Source organism: Amycolatopsis sp. NPDC003676, from assembly GCF_053587275.1.
Window position 1 is genome coordinate 113,975 of sequence record NZ_JBSFNS010000008.1, and the last position, 22,167, is coordinate 136,141.

Sequence of the window (22,167 nt, forward strand, 5' to 3'; positions counted from 1 at the left end):
GTAACGCGACCTGTCTGGCCTGCGCGAACCGCGGTGTGCTGGTGAGCGTGAACGACTCATCCATTTCGTCGGCCGCCGTCCTCCCGGATCGTCCGGCGGGCCGCGACGGGCAGGCCGGGGCGGCGCTGGCGGCGGCGGTGCTGGGGTTCTTCGTGGTGACCCTGGACGCGGTGGTGGTGAACGTGACGCTGCCGACGATCCGGGCCGAGCTGGGCGGCGGCGTTGCGGGGCTGCAGTGGGTGGTCGACGGGTACACGCTGATGTTCGCCGCGCTGCTGCTGACCGCCGGGTCGTGGTCGGACCGTCTGGGAGCCCGGCGGGCCTTCGGTTTGGGTCTGGGGGCGTTCGTGCTGGCGTCGGTCGCGTGCGGGTTCGCGCCGGGCCTGGGGACGCTGGTCGCCGCCCGGTTCGTGCAGGGCGCGGCCGCTGCGGCGGTCATGCCGGCGTCGATGGCGCTGCTGCGCGAGGCCTACCCCGAGGCTCGGGCTCGCGGCCGGGCCGTGGCGGTGTGGGCGATGGGCGGCGCGGTCGCCTCGTCCTGCGGGCCGGTGCTGGGCGGGGCGCTGACCCAGGTGGACTGGCGGCTGATCTTCTTCCTCAACGTCCCGGTGGGCGCGGTCGCGCTGGTGCTGCTGGCCCGGGCCCGGCGTTCGGCGCCGCGGGCGGTGCCGTTCGACGTGCCGGGCCAGGCCGCTGCCGCGGTCGCGATGGTGGCCCTCACGTTCGGGGTGATCGAGGCGGGAGCCCGCGGCTTCGGCGACCCGGTCGTGGTAGCGGCGCTGGCGGCGGCCGTCCTGGGCGGGGCCGGGTTCGTGCTCGCGCAGCGGCGGGTGGCGCACCCGATGGTGCCGCCGGGCCTGTTTCGTTCCCGGACCGTGGTGATCACCGTGGTCAGCGGGTTCGCGTTCATGGTCGGCTACTACGGGCTGCCGTTCGTGGTGAGTCTGTTCCTGCAGCAGGTGCGGGGCCTGACCGCGCTGGGCGCGGGGACGGTGTTCCTGCCGATGATGCTGATCGGGCTGGTCCTGACCCCGTTCTCCGCGCGGCTGGCCGAGCGGTTCGGTCGCAAGACCCTGATCGTGGCCGGGCTGGTGCTGATGGCCGCCGGGCTGGCCGCCGTCGCTGTGCTGCCCGCCTCCGCGCCGCTGTGGGCGTTCGCCGTGCTGATGGTTCTGGTCGGCCTCGGCGGACCGACCGTGTCCCCGCCCGCGACCGCGGTGCTGCTGGACGCCGTGCCGCACGAGCGAGCCGGAATCGCGTCCGGGGTGTTCAACACCAGCCGGCAGGTCGGGGGTGCGCTGGCGGTCGCCGTGTTCGGCGGGCTCCTGGCCCGGCCGGAAGCGTTTGTCCACGGCGCGCACACGAGCCTGTGGATCGCCGCCGCCGTCCTGGCCGCGGCCGCGGTCCTCGCCCTGTTTCTCCCTACTGTGAAGGAAACCTCATGAACAAACCGGACTGGCCCGGTGACAGACTGCCCCGGCTCGGCGACGCCGAGGAAATCGGGATCAGCACTCGTCGCCCGGACGGCACCCTGCGGCCGTTCGTGCCGATCTGGGTCGTCGCCGTCGGCGGGCCGCTCTCCGTCCGCTCCTACCGCGGAACGGCCGGAGCCTGGTACCGCCGCGCCACCTTGCTCGCCGCCGAGGCCGTCCGCGTCTCAGGCCACCAGGCCGTGGCCGCCACCCTGCGCCTCGACCCCGCGCACTGACCCTACGATCGAAAGGAACCCGCTCATGATTGACAACCAGAGCACCGGCTGGACTGGCGGACAGAACGCCTTCGGCGACTTCGCGCCCGGAATGGTGCACTACACCGACAAAGTCCTCTTCGACGAAGTGTGGGAGCGCGACGGACTGTCCAAACGCGACCGCAGCCTGATCACGATCTCCGCGCTGACCGCACTCGGGAAAACGGACCAGCTGCAGTTCCACCTCGCGTACGCCCGGCGCAACGGCGTCGCCGACGACGAGCTGAAGGAAGCCCTGCTTCACCTCGCCTTCTACTCCGGGTGGCCGAACGGCATGGGAGCGACCACAGTGCTGAAGAACATCATCGAGAACGAGGACTGAGGACCAGCAATGCCCGCGAACGACTTCGACCAGATTTTCCCGCTCGGCGAGAAGAACGACGCCTACGCGCTGTACTTCACCGGCCAGAGCTACAACGCCCCGCTCACCTCGGGGAGCGTCCCGGTCAACAACATCTCCTTCGAACCCGGCTGCCGCAACAACTGGCACATCCACCACGGCACCGGAGGCGGAGGCGAGCAGGTCCTGCTGTGCACGGCAGGCAGCGGCTGGTACCAGGCCGAGGGCGACGCTCCCATCAGCATGGAGCCGGGCAGCGTGATCCGCGTCCCGGCCGGAACCAAGCACTGGCACGGCGCGAAGGCCGACTCCTGGTTCTCCCACGTCGCCTTCATCACCCCGGGCGAGGACGTCAGCAACGAATGGCTCGAGCCGGTCACCGACGAGGAATACCGCACGCTGCCCAAGAACGGAGACAACGCATGAGCATCCTGAACGAGACCTTCACACTGGCCGGCGGCGTCGAGATCCCCAAACTCGGCCTGGGCACCTGGTTCATCGACGACGACGAGGCGGCCGAAGCGGTGCGCGCCGCGGTCGGGATCGGGTACCGCAACATCGACACCGCGCAGGCCTACGGCAACGAACACGGCGTCGGCGAAGGAATCCGCACCAGCGGTCTTCCCCGCGAGGAACTGTTCGTCTCGACCAAGCTCGCCGCGGAGATCAAGGACTACGACCAGGCCGCGGCCGCGATCGACGAGTCGCTGTCCACAATGGACATCGGCAGCCTCGACCTCATGCTCATCCATTCTCCGCAACCGTGGAACGACTTCCGCGGCGGCGACTACGCCGAGGGCAACCTCGCCGCGTGGCGGGCACTCGAAAAGGCGCATCAGGCAGGGAAGATCCGCACGATCGGCGTCTCCAACTTCCAGCAAGCCGACCTGGACAACATCCTCCGGAACGGCACCGTCGCCCCGCACGTCAACCAGATCCTGGTGCACGCCGGAAACACACCCGCCGAGCTGATCGACTACTGCCAAAGCAAGGACATCCTCGTCGAGGCGTATTCGCCCATCGCGCACGGCGAGATCCTGAACAACCCCGCCGTCGCGGCGGTCGCCGAGCGGTACGGAGTCTCGGTCCCGCAGCTGTGCATCCGCTACACGCTCCAGCTCGGCACCGTGTCACTGCCGAAAACCGCGAACCCCGACCACATGCGCTCGAACGCGCAGGTCGACTTCGTCATCTCCGACGCGGACATGGACACCCTGCGGAACCTGGACGAACGAGACTACGGCGACTCCAGCGTGTTCCCCGTTTACCGTGACAAATAACAACAACCAGCGCGCCCGGTGAGCAGTTGGCCGGGCTGGCACGCGGATCGGCAGGTGCGGGAGGTCGGCGCAGAACGCGGCGACGAAGGCGGTTCGCGGGTCAAAGACCTGACCGGCAGGCTCGGGGTGCCCAGCGTGGTCGAGGCGGTGGGACGCAGGAGTCGACGATGCGGGCGGTCCGATCGACGTGGCCGGGCGGGCAGGTCGGCTGTGTCGGGGTGTCGCACGACGTGCAGTTGCCGGGCGGAGAGGTGTCTTTGCGCGGTGCACCTGTACCGCCGGAGCTAGCTCAGACCTGGGCGTGTTCAGGGGCTGCGTTGCCGTCCGGCGCGGTGGTCGTGCGCCGCCGTGAGGTCGCGGCGAGCAGGGCGGTCGGCAGCAGCGCGGATCCGGTGAGCACTGCGCCGAGCGCGGCCGGCCCGATCAGGCCCCACGAGGTCGACAGCGTTTCTCCGGCCAGCGCGGTGCCGATGGCAGTGCCGAGGTTGAACGCGGCGGTGGCCAGCGACGAGGCCAGCGTCGAACCGTTGCCCGCGCGACGCAGCGTCTGCGCGATCAGCACCGGGTTCGCGCCGATCCCGGACGCACCGAGCAGGACGACCAGCGCGACCACGACCGTGGAGTGGCTGGCGGTCAACGCGAGGGTGATCAACGCGATCGAGGTGAGGGCGAATGCACCGGCGATTGTCGTGAGCGGACGGTGTTCGCCGAGCCGGCCGCCGAGAGCGGTGCCGCCGAGCGCGCCGATCCCGAATCCGACCAGCACCAAGGGAACCCACGCGGACGGGATGCCCGCCCGGACGGTCAGCAGCGGGCTGAGGTAGCTGTACGCGCCGAGAAAACCGGCTTGGGCGAGCATGATCGCACCGAGCACGATCCAGAGCCGCCACGGCCGCAGCGTCGACAGCTCCTGGCGAACCGACCCGCTGGCGGCGTGCGTGCCGAGTGTGGCGGGCATGAAGCGGAGCAGCGGCATCATAGCCAGCAGGGCGAGTCCGGCCAGCAGCCAGAACGGGCCGCGCCAGCCGGTGAACTGGCCGACGAACGTGCCGAGCGGCACCCCGGCGATCACCGCGAGGCTCAGCCCGCCTGACATCACCGACAGCGCGCGGGTGCGCGCTCCCGGCCCGGCGACGGTCGTGGCCACGACCGCGCCGACTGCCCAGAACGTTCCGGTCGCCAGTGCGGTGACGACGCGGGAGACGGTCACGACCGCGAAAGAGTCGCTCACCGCCGCGACGACGTGCCCGGCCGAGAACACCACCAGCGCCGCCGCCAAGGTGGCTCGCTGGGGCAGCCGCAGCGTGGCCAGGGCCATCACCGGCGGTCCGACGATCATTCCCGCCGCGAAGGCGGACACCAGCAGCCCGGCCCGGGCGACGTCCACCCCCAGGTCCGCGGCTGCTTGCGGCAGCAGGCCCGCGATCATGAACTCGGTGGTCCCCATCAGGAAAATGCCCGCCGCGATCACGTAGACCAGTGCTGGCGTCCGGGTGCCGGCCCGCCGAGTCGTGCTCACCGTCGTCGTCCTTCCGAGTGGCGTGTGCCCAGGTTCTCGATGTCCGGTTCCCAGGAAATCGCCCGGGAGACCCGGGTGGGAGGCGAAGGTCTGAGGGGTGCTGCCGGCACCCCTCAGAGCGGCACCTGGCAGGAGCGGGACGCGTGTCGTAGCGTCGCCGGAATGGGCAAGGAGAACCACGCGGAGATCGGCGAGTTCCTGGTCTCGCGGCGCGCGAAGGTGAAGCCTGACCAGGTCGGGCTGCCGGTTTACGACGCCTCGAAACGCCGTGTTCCCGGGCTGCGCAGGCAGGAGGTCGCCACGCTGGCCGGACTGTCGGTCGACTACTACACCCAGATCGAGCGCGGGAAGGTCAACACGGTCTCGGAGAACGTGCTCGACGCCATCGCCCGCGCGCTGCAGCTCGACGAGGCGGAACGCTCGCACCTGTTCGACTTGCACCGGCACGCGACCATGAGCCCGCAACGCGCGTGCCCGCGCCGCACGAAGAGCACGCGTCCGATGCTGCAGCGGATGCTCGACGCCATGACCGTGCCTGCCTTCGTGCGCAACGCGCGCCACGACTTCGTCTGTGGCAACAAGCTGTCCTACGCGTTCTACTCTCCGCTGTACCCAGATCCGCTGCACCCCGATCCCGCGCAGCCGGTCAATTTCGTGCGGTTTTGCTTCCTCGACCCGCGTGCCCGCGAGTTCTATCCGGAGTGGGACGTCATGGCCGACAGCGCGGTCAACCTGCTGCGCACCGACGCCGGCCGCGACCCTTACGACCGGTCGATCTCCGACCTGGTGGGGGAGTTGTCCACTCGCAGCGAGGAATTCCGGGTGCGCTGGGCGAAACACAACGTCCGCCTGCACTACACCGGGACGAAAACCTTCCACCACCCGGTCGTCGGCGACATCACGGTCGGCTACGAGACGATGCCGATTCCCGCCGACCCGGGCCTGGTGCTCACGGTCTACAGCCCGGAACCCGGCAGCCCGTCCGCGGACGCGATGACGCTGCTCGCCTCTTGGGCCGCGACAGAGGTGCCGGATTCCGCTCGGGTCGGCGATCGGAAATCCGGGGCCTGAGCAACGACCTTCGGGCAACGCGTTGTCCTGGACCGTCCGGCCGGTTTCGCCCCGCGCACCTGAGGAGACAGGTCGCCATCGAACTCGCGTCCTGAACAGACGAACGGAGCACATGGCCGGGAACGGCTGGCGTCTGGAACACGTCGTCGGTGTCGGGACCTACCGGCGTTCGTGCTCGGTTTCCGGCTCGCGGGCAAGCAGTTCCGTCGCCACCGCGGCGTCGGTGACCACGGACGTGACAGTGCTGCCTCGCAGAACTGATTGGAGCGCTTCGGTTTTCTCGGTTCCGCCGGCGACCGCGATGACCTCCGGGATGCGTCCGAGCTGTGAGTGGGGGATGGCCATGGTGCGTTCGGCGAGTGTGGTCGGCACCGGACGTCCGTCGCGGTCGAAGAAGATCGAGCACATTTCGCTGGCGACGTCGAGGTTCGCGAGTTCTTCGCGGTCGTCGTCGGTGAGCACGTCGTAGACCTGCGAGCCGTGCGATGACCAGCCGCCGGCCGCGACGACGGCGACGGTGATGTCGGGCCACCGGGAGACTGCCGCGTGGATGCCCGCTTGCCGGCGCAGTGCTTCGCCGGTGTGCCGGTCGGACACCATGAGCGGCGCGTAGATGGGGTGGTGCGGGCCGCGGGTGACCGACGTCAGCTGGCGGATCAGGTCCACCGAACTGGCCTGGACGGCTCCGGCGATGCCGGTCATCTGCACGAGACGGCACGGGGGCAGATCCTTGACCTGGCGGGCCATCGCGTCCAGCGTCCGTCCCCAGGCGACCCCGAGCACGTCGTCTTCGGTGAGGGTCTCGGCGAGCAGGTCGGCGGCCGCGCGGCCGAGCGCGTCGCGCAGTCCCTCGCCGTCCGGGAACGGCCCGGAGACGACGAGGGCGTGCTTGAGCCGGTAGTGGCGGCGCAGCCGTTCGGAGAGTTCGGTGTCGACCGCGGCGCTGCCGGTGATTTCGATGCGGACGATGCCCTCGGCGACGCACGCGTCGAGGATGCGCGCGACCTTGTAGCGGGAGATCCCGTGCTGGGCGGCGATGTCGGTCTTCGCCATGCCTTCGAGGTAGTACTGCCGCGCGATCGCGGTCGCCTGGACGAGTTCGGCCGGGCCCATGGGTTCCTCCTCCTGCTGCTGCGGTGCCGCCCACTGTAGCGCGCGCGTGCCCATATGGGCGCACCCTTTGACAGACGGGCGCGAGAGAGCTGTCATACCTGACACAGAGTTCGAGTGCTCAGATGGGCGGCTCAATGGCCAGATGGGCGAACTCGGGGTCTGCTGTCCGTCACATCCAGCCCCCAACGAAGGAGGAGGAGTGGACACCGCTGCCCAGTACGTCGTGCAGGCGCGAGGAATCCGGAAGGCGTTCGGCCACGTCGAAGCGCTGCGCGGGGTGGACTTCGAGGCCAAGGCCGGCGAGGTCACCGCGTTGATCGGGGACAACGGAGCCGGGAAGAGTTCGCTGGTGAAGGTCCTGTCCGGGGTGTATGTCCCGGACGAGGGCGAGTTGCGGATCGACGGCAAGCCGGTCCGGCTCAGTTCTCCGGCGGATCTGCGAGAGCACGGGATCGAGACGGTCTACCAGGACCTCGCCCTGGCGACCGACCTGACTCCGTACGAGAACGTGTTCATGGGCCGGGAGATCTTCCGCGGCGGGCCGCTGGCGCCGCTGCGGCTGGTCGACCGGCGGGCGATGCGGGCCCGGGCCGAGGAGACGTTCCGCGGCCTCGACGTGCGGATCAAGGACCAGGGCGCGCCGGTGGCGGCGTTGTCCGGCGGGCAGCAGCAGAGCGTCGCGATCGCGCGGGCCGCGATGTGGGCCCGGCACCTGGTGATGATGGACGAGCCGACCGCGGCGCTCGGCGTCGCGCAGACGCGCAGCGTCCTGGAGCTGATCCGGCGGGTCGCCGACCAGGGCATCGCGGTGATCCTGATCAGCCACAACATGCCCGACGTGCTGTCGGTGGCGGACTCGATCCAGGTGCTGCGCCTGGGGCAGCGGGTCGCGTCGTTCGCGCGCGGCGAGGCGGAGGTGCCCGACCTCGTGCAGGCCATGACCAGCGGAACTCCGGCGGAGGCGAAGGCATCATGACGGTCAAGAACGACAGCTCGGTGGAGGCCACGATCGCCCGGGTCACCGGGGACGCAGGCGGTGCGCGGGTCCCGTCGCTGGCCCGCCGGCTGCTGGGCCGGCCGAGCATGGGCATGGTCGCGATCCTGTTCGTGCTGGTGGCGGTCTTCTCGCTGATGCGGCCTGAGGCGTTCCTCGGCGCGTACAACTTCCGCAGCATCGCGCTCGCCGCGTCGGTGGTCGGGGTGATGGCGATCGGGCAGACGTTCGTGCTCGCCACCGGCGGCATCGACCTGTCGGTCGGCTCGGTGCTGGTATTCGGCACGGTCGTCTCGGCGAAGACGATGGACGCGCTGGGCGGGGCGAGCGCGGGCTGGGGCGCGGTGCTGGCGGGCACCGCGGTGTGCGTCCTCGCGACGGCGTTCTGGGGGTTGGTCAACGGGCTGATCGTCGCGGTGCTGCGGGTGCCGCCGCTGATCGCGACGCTGGGCACGCTGGGCATGGCCTTGGGCGCGGCCCAGATCGTCAGCAACGGGCTGGACATCCGTTCGGTGCCGCAGGTCCTCAGCCACGACGTCGGCTACGAGAACGTCGCCGGGATCCCGCTGCTGGTGGTGATCGGCTTGGTGGTGGCCGCGGTGGCGGGCCTGGTGATGTGGCAGACCGGATTCGGCGTGCACACCAAGGCGATCGGGTCCAACCCCGAAGGCGCGGTGCGGTCCGGCCTGGCTGTCCGGAAGCACCTGGTGGCGGTCTACACGCTCACCGGGGCGCTGGCCGGCGTCGCCGGGATGATGAGTCTCGCCCAGTTCTCCACCACCACGATCGGCGGGCACACCGCGGACAACCTCACCACGATCGCGGGTGCGGTGCTCGGCGGGACGAGCCTCTTCGGCGGCATCGCGACCATGTTCGGCACCGTGATCGGCATTCTCGTCCCGGTCACGCTGTCGGCCGGGTTCGTCATCGTCGGCGTCCAGCCGTTCTGGCAGACCTTCGCGGTCGGCGCGGTGCTCGTGGCCGCGGTCTACGTCGACCAGGTGCGCCGCGGCGCCCAGAACCGGCGTTAGCGAATCCCCCTCCCCGCCCGATTCCCGGGCCTGTCAAGGAAGACAGCCATCATGAACCGCATTCTCCGCAGCCCGTTCCTGCCCGTCGCGGCCGTCGCGCTGCTCAGCCTGGCCGGCTGCAGCAACAGCGCTGACTCGGTGGCCAGCGGCCCGAACTCCCAGCCGGTGAAGAACGTCGCGCTGGTCGGCGGCGTCAACAACAGTCCCTTCTACTCCGCCATCGACTGCGGAGCGAAGACCGAGGCGAAAAAGCAGGGCGTCGGCTACAGCTACGCGGCACCGTCCACTTTCGACGCCGCGGCGCAGCAACCGGTGCTGTCCTCGGTGATCGCGCATCAGCCGCAGGCGATCCTGATCGCGCCGACCGACCGGGTCGCGATGTATTCGCCGCTGCACGAGGCGAAAGCGGCGGGGATAAACCTGATCACCGTCGACACTCAGCTCGACAACACCGCGGACCTCTCGAGCCAGATCAGCAGCGACAATGTCGCGGGCGGGGCGCTTGGCGCGGACACGATGGCGCAGCAGATCGGCGGCAAGGGCAAGGTCGTCGCGCTGAGCGAGCCGCCGGGCAGCAGCACGGACGACCAGCGGGTGCAGGGATTCGTCGAGCGGATGAAACAGAAACACCCGCAGATCCAGGTGCTGCAAACACAGTATGCGGACCACTCCGCGCAGGAGACCGCGTCCAAGGTGTCGTCGCTGCTGGCCGCCAATCCGGACCTCAAGGGCGTGTTCGCGGTCGACAACTTCACCGGTGACGGCGCGCCGATCGGCGTGCGGAACGCGAACGCGCGGGCCGGGGTGAAGATCGTCGCTTTCGACGCGCAGCCGAGCCAGGTCCAAGCCCTCAAATCCGGCGACATCGACGCGATCATTTCGCAGAACCCGTTCGACATGGGCGTGCGCGGGGTCGACGCGGCGGTCGCGCTGGGCAAGCACGAGCAGGCGGCTCCGAAGACGGTCACCGGGCTGAAGGCGATCACCAAGGAGAACGTCGATTCGCCGGACGTCGCCCCTTACGTCTACAAATCCTGTTAATCGTTTCCGTCGCCGGAGGAAAGGAGCTGACCGTGCGAGTCGTCGCCGGAGCGGACAGTTCGACGCAGTCGTGCAAGGTCGAGCTGCGCGAACTGGAGAGCGGACGGTTGCTCGGGAGGGGTTCGGCTCCGCACTCGCCGGCGTTCGCGCCGTGCAGCGAGCAGCGGCCGGAGGAATGGTGGCAGGCCCTCGGCTCCGCTCTGCACGCCGCGGTCGAGACCGCCGGAATCAGCACGGCCGACATCGCGGCGATCTCGGTCGCGGCGCAATGCCACGGTCTCGTCGCGGTGGACGACGCCGGGGAAGCGATCCGCCCGGCGAAGCTGTGGAACGACACCACCAGCGCGCCGCAGCTGAGGCGGTTGCGCGCCGAAATCGGGGCGCGGGAATGGATTCAGGCGGTCGGATCGTTGCCGACCGCCGCGTTCACGCTCGGCAAGCTCGCGTGGTTCGCCGAGCACGAACCGGACGGATTCGCCCGGCTGGACCGGATCTGCCTGCCGCACGACTGGCTGACCTTGCGGCTGTGCGGACGGCACGAGACCGACCGTTCGGAAGCGTCCGGCACGGGGTACTGGAGCGCTGCGCAGGACCGCTATCTGGACGAGTACCTCGAGCTGGTGGACCCGGGCCGGGACTGGGCGCCGATGCTGCCGCGGGTGCTGGGCCCGGACGACGCGGCAGGCGAACTCACTGCGTCGGCCGCGGCGGCGCTCGGCTTGCCGCCAGGCGTCGTGGTCGGCCCCGGCGGCGGCGACCAGCATGCCGCCGCGCTCGGCCTCGCGGTCGAACCCGGCGACGCCGTGTACACCGTCGCGACGTCCGGTGTGGTGTTCACGACGGCGCCGGATCCGGTGTTCGACCCCTCGGGGACGGTCGACGGGGTCGCCGACTGCGCGGGCGGATACCTGCCGCTGGTGTCCACGTTGAACGCCGCCCGGGTGACCGATTGGGCCGCCGGGATCCTCGGCGTGGACCACGCGGAGCTGGCCCGGCTCGCGCAGTCCGCGGATCCGCTGCGCTCGCCGGTGCTGGCGGCGTTCCTCGACGGGGAGCGAAAACCGGACCGGCCGGGAGCGAGCGGGATGCTGGCCGGGCTCACTTCGGGTACGACGCGCGAGGAACTGGCCCGCGCCGCGTACGACGGGGTCCTGCTGGGCCTCGTCCGGGGCGAGACGCGGATGAACGACGCCGGTGTCGGGACTTCCGGCCGGGTGCTGCTGACCGGCGGCGGGGCGCGGTCGGCGGCGTACCGGCAGCTGCTCGCGGACCTGACCGGGCGCGAGGTCGCGGTTGCGGATCCCGAGGACGCGGACGAAGCCACTGCCCGGGGCGCGGCGGTCCAGGCCGCTGCTGTGCTCACGGGCGGCAGCGTGCGCGAGGTCAGGCAAAAGTGGGCTCCGGAGACCGAAATCGTCGCCGCCCCGCGCGCTGGTACCGCCGAACTGCGCGAAGAACTGCTGGCGCGGTACCGGATCGTGGCGGAGTGGGACGGCTTCGACGGGCAGGCCCGCCGATGACGGCCGAACCTCGCTTGGTCCGGGTGCCGTTCAACACGGCACTGGCCGATCGGGTGTCCCGCACCGCTGGTTCCGCGTTGAGCGGCAGCCTGTACGCGGTGCCGCCCGGGGAGCGCCGGGCGGCGGCGCGTTTCCTTTCAGCGCGCGGGATCTGGGTCCACGTCGACGTTTTCGACGACGATCCGGCCGGGGCGGACCTCGTCCGCGATCTCGCCGAGCACGGCGCCGGCCCGCTCGATGTCCACCTGCTCAACGGCGGCGCCATGGACCGGCTCGACGCGGTCTGCCGCCCAGGGGTGGCACGGGTGACCTTCCCGTTCGAAGGCGTGTCCGACCCGGCGGCCGTGGCCGCGCGCGTCCGCGCCGCCGGTGCCGTGCCGTGGCTCGCGGTCGCTCCGGAGACGTCGTTGTCCGCGTGCGCCGACGCCCTGTCCGAAGTGGACGGACTGCTGGTGATGCTGATCGCGCCGGGCACCCGGGGCGAATCGGACCCGGCCCTGCTCGGCAAGGCCCGCCGTGCCGCGACCGCGCTGCCGGTCGGGGTGGACGGCGGAGTGGGCGAGCACAACCTCGACGCCGTGCTGGCCGCGGGCGTCGCTTACGTCGTGGTCGGCAGGCGGCTGTTCGCCGCGCCGGCGCCATTCACCGAGGAGGAACGATGAGCATTCCGCGCACCATGCGGGCGGCCGTACTGGTCGGGAAGGAACAACTGCGGATCGACGAGCGCCCGGTGCCGGTCCCGGCCGCGGACGAGGTGCTGGTCCAGGTCGCGTCGGTGGGCGTGTGCGGTTCGGACGTGCACTACTACCGGGAAGGCAGGATCGGCGATTTCGTCGTCGACGAACCGCTGGTGCTCGGGCACGAGGTGTCCGGCCGGGTCGTCGCCGTCGGGGCGGACGTGCCGGAGGCGCGGATCGGGCAGCGGGTCGCGATCGAGCCGCAGCGGCCCTGCCGGGTGTGCGCCCAGTGCACCGCCGGGCGCTACAACCTGTGCCCGCACATGGAGTTCTACGCGACCCCGCCGGTCGACGGAGCCTTTCAGGAGTACGTGACGATCCAGGATCCGTTCGCGCATCGGGTGCCGGACGCGGTGTCCGACGACGTGGCAGCTCTGCTGGAACCGCTGTCGGTCGGCATCTGGGCGAGCCGCAAAGCGGGTGTGGTACCCGGTTCGCGGGTGCTGATCGCCGGTGCCGGCCCGATCGGCGTGATCGCCGCGCAGGCGGCGAAAGCGTACGGCGCGGCCGAGGTGATCGTGACCGACCCGGTCGCGGAGCGGCGCGCGATGGCGGAGCGGTTCGGCGCCACGACGACCCTCGACCCGCTGGCGGATTCCGTCGCGGACCTGGGCGTGGACGCGTTCATCGACTGTTCGGGAGCGACCCCGGCGGTGAAATCGGGGATCACCGCGGTCCGCGGGGCGGGCAGCGTGGTGCTCGTCGGCATGGGCGCGGACGAAATCCCGCTGCCGATCCCGGTCATCCAGAACCGCGAGCTGAACGTCACCGGCGTGTTCCGCTACACCGGCACCTGGCCGGTCGCCGCGCAGCTCGTCGCGAGCGGGCAGGCGGACCTGGCTTCGCTGGTGACCGGCGTGTTCGACCTCGACCGCGCGGAGGACGCCCTGAACGCCGACCTGACTCCCGGCTCGCTCAAAGCGGTGGTGCGGCTGTGACCGGTTTTGCCAGCGCACAGTGCTGGTGCGGCGGTGAAGACACAGTTTGCGAGCAAGGAGGGAACAGCAGTGGCTGAATCGGCGACCGGCGAGACAGGTGCCTGGATCGCCGTCCGGGACGAGGTCGCTTCGGTGCTCTCGGCGGTTTCCGCCGAGCAGATGACCGTTGCGGCAACGATGTTCGCCGACCGGGAACGCCGGTGGTTCTGCGCCGGGCAGGGCCGATCGGGTCTGGTGGCGCAGATGGCCGCGATGCGGTTGATGCACGTCGGTTTCGACGCGCACGCGGTCGGGGAGGCCACCGCGCCTTCGATCGCCCCCGGCGACGGCATGGTGGTGCTCTCCGGTTCCGGCGAAACTCCGGTGACCCTGCATTTCGCCAGGCTCGCCGCCGGACTCGGAGCCCGGCTGCTGGTCGTCACCGCCAACGGCGGCAGCACGTTGTCCGGCCTGGCCGACGCGGTGATCGAGGTCCCGGCCGCGGGCACCGGGCAATTCGGCGGTTCCCTCTTCGAGCAGAGCGCGTTGTTGCTGCTGGACGCGGTGATTCTCGGGCTGACCGCCGACGATCCGCAGGCGTACGCCGTGATGAGCGCCCGGCACGCCAATCTCCAATAACGAAGCGGTGATCGCGCGCCGTTGCGGACCGGGGGCCTCCTGCCGGTCCGCAACGGCGGATGTCACTCCAGGTTCGTGTGGCGGGAGCGGAGCTGCCCGAGCGATTCCGCACGACGGCGGCGGACGTCATTGGTGATCAGGTCGACTAGCACGAACAGCGCGATCTCGTAAGCACTGCCCATCGGCAGCACTGCGGCCGACGCGTGGTCGTCGGCCATCGTCTGAGCCTTGACGCACAACACGCGGTCGGCCTGGTCGGCCGGAGGCAGCTCGGGCTGCGCGGTGACGCAGAGGACACGCGCCCCTGCGTCGCGGGCCACGGCGGCGAGGGCTGCGACCGTGGACAACCGCCCCGGCCCGCAGGAAAGCACGGCCAGATCTCCGGGACCGACCGCGGGGCAGGTCATTTCCCCGACGTGGTGCGCGTCGAGCCCGGCGTGGAACAACCGCATCGCCAGGCCGCGGGTGACCAGGCCTTCACGTCCGACGCCGTAGCAGACGACGCGGCGTGCGTGCAGGAGTTCGGCGACAACGGCCTCGAGATCGGCGGGGGCGACGCTGCGCACCGCGTCGCCGATTTCCCGCAAAGCCAGGTCGGCGTCGGGAGGAGCGTCGGGCTGAAGGGGCACAGGTTCTCCAGTCAGGCGAGGTTTCCGGCGGTGTCGTCGCTCATGCGGTGCGGCTGGCCGTCGGGAGGAACGTTCCCTTGTGGAGGGACGTTTCGATCTCCTCCAGCGTGCGCCCCTTGGTTTCCGGTACGCGGCGCAGGACGAAAACGAAGGCGAACACCGAAATTCCGCCGTAGAGCCAGAATGTGCCGGACGCCCCGATGGCTCCGATGAGCGTCAGCGTGGTCAGGCTGACCAGCAGGTCGGAGACCCACATGGACACCGACGCGATCCCGGTTCCCTTGCCGCGCACCGAAAGCGGGATGACTTCGGAATTCAGCAGCCAGATCACCACGGAAAGGCTGCCGCCGTTGAAGGCGATGTAAGCCAGCATGGAGATCACCACCACCCAGCGAGCCGCGCCGGTCGGAGTGCCGCCGAGGAACGCCGCGCCCAGCACCGCCAGCGCGACGATCGAGGCGGGGATGAACAACAGCAGCAGTTTGCGCCTGCCGACCCGGTCGACCATGAACGTGCCGGCGACTGTCATCCCGGTCAGCACCACGCCGACGCCGATGGTCGCGAGGATCGACGCGGACGTGCCGAAGCCGGACTGGGACAGAATGGTCGGCGCGTAGTAGATCACCGCGTTGATCCCGGTCAGCTGGCAGAGCACGGAAACACCGATCGCGGCGACGAGCGCGGGCCGGACCCAGCGCTGCCGCAGATCGGCCCAGCTGCCCCGTTCTTCGTTGTTCACCCCGGCGATCGCGGCGACCTCCGCCGCCGCGAGACCGCGGTCGCCGCGGATGCGGGCCAGCACGCCGCGCGCTTGTTCCGCACGGCCCCGCAGCACGAGCCAGCGCGGGCTTTCCGGCAGCCGGAGCATTCCGGCGAACAGCACGGCCGCCGGGACGACGGCGAGGGCGAACATCCATCGCCACTGCCCTTGCAGGGTGTAGCCGATCAGATAGGACACCAGTTCGCCGCCCGCGATCATCAGCTGGAACAGCACCACCAGCGACCCGCGCCGGGCCGCGGGCGCGACCTCGGCGATGTACACCGGAAGGATCTGGGTGACCGCGCCGACCGCGAGCCCGAGCACGAACCGCGTGGCGACGAGCGCCGCCGGATCCGGGGCCAGGGCGGAACCCACCGCGCCCGCGACGAACACGACCGCCACCCCGAGCACGGTGGGCCTGCGCCCGATCCGGTCGGACACCGGCCCGCTGCCGAGCGCCCCGGCGATGCCGCCGATCAGGATCGCGCTGGTGACGATCTCCTTGCCGAAGGAACCGAGCCGGAACTCGTCGCCGATGTAGAGCAGCGCGGCCGAGATGATCCCGGTGTCGTACCCGAAAAGCAGCCCGCCCAGCGCCGCGATGCCGACGACGAACCACACGAACCGGCCGCCGCTCCCGTGCTGCCGAGAGGGGCCGGGATTCCCTGCGGGCAGTGCCGCCGAACGGACTGAGATGTCCACTCCTCCTCCTTGAGGGCGTCGGTCCAAGGGTGCGAGGCGATGCGCCTCGTGCGGAGCATGAAAGAACGACGTCGCTCATCTGTCAACGAGAACGCCCATATGGGCGGCTGAGAAATAGGAAGGCTAAGCTTGTCAACTTAAACTGCGAAGGTTAGGCTTCTTATTATGGAAGCTCGTGACGCCGTGAACCGCTCGACCGCTGTCGCGCTGCGGCTGGCCCTGGGGTCGTTCAAGCGGCGCACGCGCGAGGCCGCCGCGCAGGGGGAGTTGACGACACCGGAGCTGTCCGTGCTGGCACAGATCGATCGGGCCGCTCCGATCGCGATCGCCGATCTCGCCCGGGCGCAGCAGATCACCCCGCAGTCGATGGGGGCGACCGTCGCGTCGCTGGAGAACCACGGGCTGGTGGCACGGGCCCCGGATCCCGAAGACCGGCGACGGTCGCTGCTGACCGTCACCGCGAAGGGCAGCGACGTCCTGCATTCCAGTCGCGATGCGATATCCGATCGCATGGCGGCCGCGCTCGGCGAGTCGTTCACCGATGCCGAGGTCGCTGTCCTGGCGGCCGCTGCTCCGTTGCTGGAAAGACTTTCCCAGCGCTTCTGACCTGACCCCGCAGTCGCTCCCGTGCCCGGCACGCGGGGCTGCTCGTCGCGCCCAGTCGCACGTGAAGAAGGTTGCCGTGTCCTCGACCGAAGTGTGTTCCCCTGCCCGGCCGGGCAGGGGCGGCAATCCGTTCTCCTGGCGGTTCACCGCGCCGCTGTTCCTCGGTTCGGCTCTCAATCCGGTCAACAGTTCCCTGATCGCGACTGCGCTTCTGCCGATCGCCCGCGACGTGGGGATCCCGATCGGGCAGACCGCGGCGCTGGTCGCGGCCCTCTACCTGGCGAGCGCGATCGGCCAGCCCGCCGCGGGCAAGGCCGCCGAGGTGTTCGGGCCCCGGCGGGTGTTCGTGTCCGGCATCGTGCTGGTGCTCGCCGGCGGCTTGTTCGGCGGGTTCGCGCAGAACCTGTGGATGCTGGTCCTGAGCCGGGTGGTGCTGGGACTGGGCACCTCCTGCGCCTACCCGACCGCGATGCTGCTGATCCAGCGCCGCGCGCGGGACGCCGGGATGGACAAGCCTCCGGGGGGCGTCCTCGGCGGGCTGATGATCGCGGGGATCGCGACCGCGTCGCTGGGGCTTCCGCTCGGAGGCGTCCTGGTGAACGCGCTGACCTGGCGGGCCGTCTTCTTCGTCAACGTGCCGGTCGCCGTCCTCGCGCTCGTCGCCGCGGCCGGGTGGATCGCACCTGATCCCCGGCGCGAGCATCGGCTGACCGCGCGGGAAATCGCCTCGAAGCTGGACCTGTGCGGCATCGTCCTGTTCGTCGGGGCGATGCTGTCCCTGCTGGTGTTCCTGTTCGGCCTGCCTTCCGCGCGCTGGTGGCTGCTCGTGTTGTCGGCCGTGCTGTGGGCGGTGCTGGTGTGGTGGGAACTGCGGGCGCGGGCCCCGTTCGTGGACGTGCGGCTCCTTGCCGCCAAGCCCGGGCTCGCCAACACTTATCTGCGCTTCGGCTTGACCCAGTTGTGCGTGTACGTCGTGCTGTACGGCATCACCGAGTGGGTCGAAAGCGTCCGCGGCTTCAGCGAATCCGCGGCCGGGCTGCTCCTGCTGCCGATGACCCTGGTCTCGGGTCTGCTCATCGCGCCGCTTTCCCGGCGCGGCCTCGTCCGCGGACCGGTGCTCGCCGCCGCGGCCGCCTGCCTGCTCGGCTCGGCCGGCGTCCTGCTGCTCACCGCCACCGCGTGGATCGGCCTGGTGGTCGCCCTGACCCTGGTCTTCGGGCTCGCCATCGGCTTTTCCACCGCGGGCAACCAGATCGCGCTCGCCGAGCACGCGCCCGCGGAGCAGCTCGGCACCGCGTCCGGCTTGCTGCGCACCTTCGGCTACGTCGGTTCCATCGGCGCCAGCGCAGTCACCGGCCTGGTCTTCCAGCACGACGTCACCGACGGCGGCGTCCATTTGATCGCCTGGATCATGACGGCCGCCAGCCTCGTCCTCGCCGCCCTCACTCTCGGCGACCGCACCCTGCGGCGCTGACTTTCCTGTCAACCAAGGAGAAAACCATGCCCGTCACCACTATCGACCCCGTCACCGCGCTCGTGGTCGTCGATCTCCAGTCCGCGGCCACCGCCATGCCGACCGTGCACCCGTTCGACGGCGTCCTGGCCAATGCCGTCAAGCTGGCCGACGCGTTCCGCGCCAAACAGCTCCCCGTCGTGCTCGTCAACGTCGCCGGAGGCGCCCCGGGCCGCACCGAACACGGTTTCGGGGTCGCAGACCTTCCCGACGGCTGGCAGGAACTGCTGCCGGACCTCGGCCAGCAGCCCGGCGACAAGACCGTCACCAAACACACCTGGGGCGCGTTCCACGGCACCGGCCTGGCCGAGCACCTCCGCGAACTCGGCGTCACCCAGGTCGTCGTGTGCGGGATCTCCACCGCGATCGGCGTCGAGTCGACCGCGCGGCAGGCCCACGAGCACGGATTCCACGTGACCCTGCCGGTCGACGCCATGACCGACCTGGACGTCTCGATGCACGACAACTCGGTCGCGAAGATCTTCCCCCGGCTCGGCGAAACCGGGACCACTGCGGAGATTCTCTCCCTCCTCGCTGCCTGAGGGCTCCGCCGTGCGCACGCGGCGGTTCAGCGAGCGTCGGTTGCCAGAGTCGCTTCGCGGATCGCTTCGGCCACGCGGGCGACGGGTTCTGGCATCGGCTGGGGGAGCCGGGCGAGCACGACCCGCCGGTTCTCCGACGGTCCGCCTCGGACGGGGAGGACGCGGACGCCGGGCGGGACGGTCGGGGCGAGCATGCGCGGCACTGTGGTGATGCCGCAGCCGGCCGCGACGAGGTGGAGTTTCGCCAGCCAGTCGCGGGCAGTGTGCGCGATCACCGGTCGTTCGGCGAGTCCCGGCCAGGCTCCCATCTGGAGTTCTTGCGCGGCGCCGGCGATCCAGCGCTGGCCGTGCAGTTCCGCGACGTCGATGTAGTCGCCGTGCGCGAGCGGATGGTTCTCCGGCACCGCGACGCACAGACTGCGTTCGGTGAGCACTTGCACTCGCAGCGGCGGGGTTTCGGTGTCCAGCGAACGGTACGGGGGAGCGGACGCGAGCACGGCGAGGTCGATCGTGCCCGCTCGCAAGGCGCGCACCAGCGCCGGGCTGCTGCCTTCGCGGGAGGTCACGGTGATCGCCGGGTGCGTTTCGCGCAGCAGCGCCAGCGCGCGGGGGACGATGACGGCTCCGGCGGTGGCGAACCAGCCCAGCCGGACGTGGCCGGATTCCTCGGGCAGGCCGGCGAGTTCCCGCGCGGTGGCGTCGATCTGGTCGACGACGTCGGCGGCGCGGCGCAGCACGATCCGGCCCGCCGGGGTCAGCCGGACGCCGTCGTGCCGCCGTTCGAGCAGCGGCGCGCCCGCGGCCCGTTCGAGCGCGGCGATCTGCCGGGAGACCGCGGACTGGGTGTAGCCGAGAGCGGACGCCGCCGCGGTGAGCGTGCCCCGTTCGGCGACCTCGCGGAATACTCGGAGAGCGACCAGCGAAGCATCGGTGAAGGCCATGACAGTCACGCATACCATGGTTGAGGATATTTCGCTGCCTGCATAACCAAAAGCGGCTTAGCGTGGTGGGCATGACGTTGATTCACACACCGTTCGGCTTCGCCAGCACTGCTGCCGAAGTCGTTGCGGGCATTGATCTTTCCGGCCGCCGCGCGATCGTGACCGGCGGTTCTTCCGGGCTGGGCGTCGAGACGGCGCGCGCCTTGGTTTCGGCCGGTGCGGAGGTTGTTCTGGCCGTCCGTGACACCGCTGCGGGCGAGCGGGCCGCGAAGGACGTCATCGAGACGACGGGCCGCGCCGCGGTGCGTGTCGCGCCGCTGGATCTGACGGACCAGGCCTCGGTGGCGGCGTTCGTCGCGGCTTGGGAAGGACCGCTGCACTTGCTCGTCGCGAACGCGGGCGTGATGGCTTGCCCCGAGCGGCGCACTGCGGAGGGCTGGGAGTGGCAATTCGCCACGAACCACTTGGGCCACTTCGCGTTGGCCACCGGTCTGCATCGCTCGCTCGCGGCCGAGGGCGCGCGCGTCGTGGTGGTCAGCTCCAGCGGGCATCAGCTCTCGCCGGTCGTCATCGACGATGTGCACTTCGCGTTCCGCGCCTACGATCCGTGGCTGGCCTATGGGCAGTCGAAGACCGCGAATGTGCTGTTCGCCGTCGAGGCGACCCGGCGATGGGCGGGCGACGGCATCACCGCGAACGCGCTGATGCCCGGGGCGATCCTCACGAATCTCCAGCGACACACCGGCGGACGCGGCAGCGGGACGGTCGGGCCGGAGCTGATGAAGACGCCTCAGCAGGGCGCTGCCACGTCGGTGCTGCTCGCGACGTCGCCGTTGCTCGACGGCGTCGGCGGCCGGTATTTCGTGGACTGCAACGAAACCCCGACGATCGACCGGCGCGGCGAGGCCCCGCAGCTGCACGGCGTGGCGCGCTACGCCCTGGACCCCGACAGTGCGGAACGGCTGTGGACGTACTCCGAGAAACTGGTGGCGGGAGCATGAAGATCGCAGTGATTACCGGTGCGACCCAAGGACTCGGCCTGGCGCTGGTCGAAAGCCTCGCGCAGCGGATGAACCCCGAAGACACCGTCTACCTCACCGGCCGCGACTCCACCCGCGTCCAGCAGGCCGTCGAAACACTGCCCGCCGGCGGCGCGCGAGTGCGCGGCGAAGTCTTCGACGTCGCGGTCCCCGACGCGGCGGCACGGTTCGCCGAACTGCTCCGGGAGCGGCACGGCGGCGTCGACATCGTATTCAACAACGCCGTGATGCGAGTCGGCCCTGACGACGACCCGCGCGCGATCGTCGACGCCTACACTCAGGTGAACAACTTCGGCACGACCAGGGTCCTGCGCGCGTTCGCCCCGCTGCTGCGCGACGACGGACGGCTCATCGTGGTGGCCAGCAGTCTCGGCACCTTGCATCACCTGGCCCCGGTCCTGCACGACCGGTTCGCTGAGCTGTCCTCTTTGGACGCTGTGGACGAGCAGGTGGCAGCGTGGCGAGACGCGGTCCGGGACGGCAGCGCCCGCGCCGGTGCGTGGCCCGGGTTCGTCAACATCCCGTCGAAGATCGCCCAGGTCGCCGCGGTCCGCGCGCTGGCGTCCGCGCGCCGGGCCGAGGACCGCCGGCGCGGCATCCTCCTGGCCGCGGTCTGCCCGGGGATGATCAACACGCCGACGTCGGGACTGTGGTGGGACGTGAGCACCGCGCCGAGCCCAGCGCAGGCGGCGGTTCCGCTGGCGGACCTGGCACTGGGTCCGGTCGATCCGGCGCACTACGGGGAGCTGGTCCGGTTCGGCAAGGTGCTGCCGTGGACTACGGACAGGTCAGCGCGGTAGCGAGCAGTTCGAACATCCGGCTGAACCGGGCGGGGAAATCGACGTGCGCGGCGAGCAGATCAGGATCCTCGGTCGCGGCGATGACGGCCGGGCCGGGATGGGCCAGCGGCCAGATCCCGGCGATGGACACGATGGTGGCGGACGCCAATTCGTGCGCGGCGGCGGGCGTGAGCGCGGGCAGGCGGTCGCGGATCGTCCCGGCGAGCCGATCGTTGTTCGCCAGGGCACCGCGTTTGTAGGCGCGCACAGTTTCGACGCTGACTGTCCGTTCGAGCACGCTCGCCAGCACGCTGGCGAGTTCGCAGAGCACCGGCCGAGACGCGAGCGAGGCGGCGTAGGCGTCGGCGAACGCGCGTATGTCCGAGCCGGAGCCCAGCTCGCCGGGCAGCGCGTCGAGCCAGGACGTGTACTCGCGGTTGAACAGCTCGAGCAGGACGGCCTCGCGGTTCTCGAAGTACCGCAACACGTTCGAGGTCGCGATGCCGGCCTGCTTGCCGATGTCGCGCAGGGTGAGATCGGCGACCTGGACGCGGCCGAGCAGTTCTCCGGCGGCGTCCAGGATGGACTGTTTCCGCAGCTCCCGGTTTTCCGGGCTGCGGGCTCGGATGAACCCGTGCGTTTCGCTCATGCCGTCCTCTCGCCTCGGCGTGCAGCGGCCAGGATAGCGCCGGCCTAGATAAGAGAA

The 22,167-nt window shown here is 70.4% G+C and carries 24 protein-coding genes; 18 read left to right on the plus strand and 6 right to left on the minus strand.

What is annotated here, in order from left to right; translation table 11 throughout:
- Positions 1 to 47: 47 nt before the first annotated feature.
- From ACWDNU_RS07440 to ACWDNU_RS07460, 5 genes are read left to right on the plus strand one after another with little or no spacing between them, the layout of a single operon-like run.
- Positions 48 to 1,445, plus strand: coding sequence for an MFS transporter (locus ACWDNU_RS07440; protein WP_449668149.1), 1,398 nt, complete (start codon positions 48 to 50; stop codon positions 1,443 to 1,445).
- A complete protein-coding gene (locus ACWDNU_RS07445; RefSeq protein ID WP_449668150.1) occupies positions 1,442 to 1,708 on the plus strand; it encodes a DUF2255 family protein in 267 nt (88 codons plus the stop codon). Before ACWDNU_RS07440 ends, ACWDNU_RS07445 begins: the two co-directional genes overlap by 4 nt.
- Positions 1,709 to 1,733: 25 nt before the next feature.
- On the plus strand, positions 1,734 to 2,069 hold the full coding sequence (locus ACWDNU_RS07450; protein WP_449668151.1) for a carboxymuconolactone decarboxylase family protein: 336 nt from the start codon (positions 1,734 to 1,736) through the stop codon (positions 2,067 to 2,069).
- Positions 2,070 to 2,078: 9 nt separating this feature from the next.
- On the plus strand, positions 2,079 to 2,513 hold the full coding sequence (locus ACWDNU_RS07455) for a cupin domain-containing protein (RefSeq protein ID WP_449668152.1): 435 nt from the start codon (positions 2,079 to 2,081) through the stop codon (positions 2,511 to 2,513).
- Positions 2,510 to 3,367: an aldo/keto reductase gene (locus ACWDNU_RS07460; RefSeq protein WP_449668153.1), complete on the plus strand. Its 858-nt coding sequence runs from the start codon at positions 2,510 to 2,512 to the stop codon at positions 3,365 to 3,367. Before ACWDNU_RS07455 ends, ACWDNU_RS07460 begins: the two co-directional genes overlap by 4 nt.
- A gap of 289 nt (positions 3,368 to 3,656) precedes the next feature.
- Here ACWDNU_RS07460 and ACWDNU_RS07465 read toward each other — a convergent pair whose 3' ends face one another.
- Positions 3,657 to 4,886, minus strand: coding sequence for an MFS transporter (locus ACWDNU_RS07465; RefSeq protein ID WP_449668154.1), 1,230 nt, complete (start codon positions 4,884 to 4,886; stop codon positions 3,657 to 3,659).
- Positions 4,887 to 5,048: 162 nt separating this feature from the next.
- Here ACWDNU_RS07465 and ACWDNU_RS07470 point away from each other — a divergent pair, with 162 nt between their 5' ends.
- The gene (locus tag ACWDNU_RS07470) at positions 5,049 to 5,957 is read left to right on the plus strand and encodes a helix-turn-helix transcriptional regulator (protein ID WP_449668155.1); all 909 of its coding nucleotides are present in this window, start codon (positions 5,049 to 5,051) and stop codon (positions 5,955 to 5,957) included.
- 159 nt (positions 5,958 to 6,116) lie between these two features.
- On the opposite strand, the gene ACWDNU_RS07475 is transcribed toward ACWDNU_RS07470, so the two are convergent.
- The gene (locus tag ACWDNU_RS07475) at positions 6,117 to 7,070 is read right to left on the minus strand and encodes a sugar-binding transcriptional regulator (protein ID WP_449668156.1); all 954 of its coding nucleotides are present in this window, start codon (positions 7,068 to 7,070) and stop codon (positions 6,117 to 6,119) included.
- A gap of 199 nt (positions 7,071 to 7,269) precedes the next feature.
- On the opposite strand from ACWDNU_RS07475, the gene ACWDNU_RS07480 reads away from it, so the two are divergent.
- From ACWDNU_RS07480 to ACWDNU_RS07510, 7 genes are all read left to right on the plus strand, one after another.
- Positions 7,270 to 8,046 carry an ATP-binding cassette domain-containing protein gene (locus ACWDNU_RS07480; protein ID WP_449668157.1) on the plus strand — a complete coding sequence of 259 codons (777 nt, stop codon included), beginning with the start codon at positions 7,270 to 7,272 and terminating at the stop codon, positions 8,044 to 8,046.
- A complete protein-coding gene (locus ACWDNU_RS07485; protein ID WP_449668158.1) occupies positions 8,043 to 9,095 on the plus strand; it encodes an ABC transporter permease in 1,053 nt (350 codons plus the stop codon). Before ACWDNU_RS07480 ends, ACWDNU_RS07485 begins: the two co-directional genes overlap by 4 nt.
- Positions 9,096 to 9,146: 51 nt before the next feature.
- Positions 9,147 to 10,136: an ABC transporter substrate-binding protein gene (locus ACWDNU_RS07490; RefSeq protein WP_449668159.1), complete on the plus strand. Its 990-nt coding sequence runs from the start codon at positions 9,147 to 9,149 to the stop codon at positions 10,134 to 10,136.
- Positions 10,137 to 10,168: 32 nt separating this feature from the next.
- Positions 10,169 to 11,656 carry a xylulokinase gene (gene xylB, locus ACWDNU_RS07495; RefSeq protein WP_449668160.1) on the plus strand — a complete coding sequence of 496 codons (1,488 nt, stop codon included), beginning with the start codon at positions 10,169 to 10,171 and terminating at the stop codon, positions 11,654 to 11,656.
- Entirely contained in the window at positions 11,653 to 12,318 is a 666-nt protein-coding gene (locus ACWDNU_RS07500; protein WP_449668161.1) for a hypothetical protein, read from the plus strand. Before xylB ends, ACWDNU_RS07500 begins: the two co-directional genes overlap by 4 nt.
- Entirely contained in the window at positions 12,315 to 13,331 is a 1,017-nt protein-coding gene (locus ACWDNU_RS07505; RefSeq protein WP_449668162.1) for an NAD(P)-dependent alcohol dehydrogenase, read from the plus strand. Before ACWDNU_RS07500 ends, ACWDNU_RS07505 begins: the two co-directional genes overlap by 4 nt.
- Positions 13,332 to 13,400: 69 nt before the next feature.
- Positions 13,401 to 13,949: an SIS domain-containing protein gene (locus ACWDNU_RS07510; protein WP_449668163.1), complete on the plus strand. Its 549-nt coding sequence runs from the start codon at positions 13,401 to 13,403 to the stop codon at positions 13,947 to 13,949.
- Positions 13,950 to 14,011: 62 nt separating this feature from the next.
- On the opposite strand, the gene ACWDNU_RS07515 is transcribed toward ACWDNU_RS07510, so the two are convergent.
- Positions 14,012 to 14,578, minus strand: a complete 567-nt coding sequence (locus ACWDNU_RS07515; RefSeq protein WP_449668164.1) for an SIS domain-containing protein — start codon at positions 14,576 to 14,578, stop codon at positions 14,012 to 14,014.
- A gap of 40 nt (positions 14,579 to 14,618) precedes the next feature.
- Entirely contained in the window at positions 14,619 to 16,040 is a 1,422-nt protein-coding gene (locus ACWDNU_RS07520) for a sugar porter family MFS transporter (RefSeq protein ID WP_449668165.1), read from the minus strand.
- A gap of 165 nt (positions 16,041 to 16,205) precedes the next feature.
- Here ACWDNU_RS07520 and ACWDNU_RS07525 point away from each other — a divergent pair, with 165 nt between their 5' ends.
- From ACWDNU_RS07525 to ACWDNU_RS07535, 3 genes are all read left to right on the plus strand, one after another.
- Positions 16,206 to 16,646: a MarR family winged helix-turn-helix transcriptional regulator gene (locus ACWDNU_RS07525; RefSeq protein ID WP_449668166.1), complete on the plus strand. Its 441-nt coding sequence runs from the start codon at positions 16,206 to 16,208 to the stop codon at positions 16,644 to 16,646.
- A 76-nt stretch (positions 16,647 to 16,722) separates the two neighbouring features.
- Positions 16,723 to 18,120 (plus strand): MFS transporter, encoded by a 1,398-nt coding sequence (locus ACWDNU_RS07530; protein WP_449668167.1) that lies wholly within the window; start codon positions 16,723 to 16,725, stop codon positions 18,118 to 18,120.
- A gap of 26 nt (positions 18,121 to 18,146) precedes the next feature.
- Positions 18,147 to 18,701 carry an isochorismatase family protein gene (locus ACWDNU_RS07535; protein WP_449668168.1) on the plus strand — a complete coding sequence of 185 codons (555 nt, stop codon included), beginning with the start codon at positions 18,147 to 18,149 and terminating at the stop codon, positions 18,699 to 18,701.
- A 26-nt stretch (positions 18,702 to 18,727) separates the two neighbouring features.
- On the opposite strand, the gene ACWDNU_RS07540 is transcribed toward ACWDNU_RS07535, so the two are convergent.
- Positions 18,728 to 19,642 carry a LysR family transcriptional regulator gene (locus ACWDNU_RS07540; RefSeq protein ID WP_449668200.1) on the minus strand — a complete coding sequence of 305 codons (915 nt, stop codon included), beginning with the start codon at positions 19,640 to 19,642 and terminating at the stop codon, positions 18,728 to 18,730.
- A gap of 71 nt (positions 19,643 to 19,713) precedes the next feature.
- Here ACWDNU_RS07540 and ACWDNU_RS07545 point away from each other — a divergent pair, with 71 nt between their 5' ends.
- Both ACWDNU_RS07545 and ACWDNU_RS07550 read left to right on the plus strand, forming a co-directional pair.
- Positions 19,714 to 20,643 carry an SDR family NAD(P)-dependent oxidoreductase gene (locus tag ACWDNU_RS07545; protein WP_449668169.1) on the plus strand — a complete coding sequence of 310 codons (930 nt, stop codon included), beginning with the start codon at positions 19,714 to 19,716 and terminating at the stop codon, positions 20,641 to 20,643.
- Complete coding sequence (locus ACWDNU_RS07550; RefSeq protein WP_449668170.1) at positions 20,640 to 21,482, plus strand: SDR family NAD(P)-dependent oxidoreductase; 843 nt, start codon at positions 20,640 to 20,642, stop codon at positions 21,480 to 21,482. The genes ACWDNU_RS07545 and ACWDNU_RS07550 overlap by 4 nt, the downstream gene beginning before the upstream one ends.
- Here ACWDNU_RS07550 and ACWDNU_RS07555 read toward each other — a convergent pair.
- Positions 21,460 to 22,110 (minus strand): TetR family transcriptional regulator, encoded by a 651-nt coding sequence (locus ACWDNU_RS07555; RefSeq protein ID WP_449668171.1) that lies wholly within the window; start codon positions 22,108 to 22,110, stop codon positions 21,460 to 21,462. The two genes, ACWDNU_RS07550 and ACWDNU_RS07555, sit on opposite strands and share 23 nt — an antisense overlap.
- Positions 22,111 to 22,167: the final 57 nt, after the last annotated feature.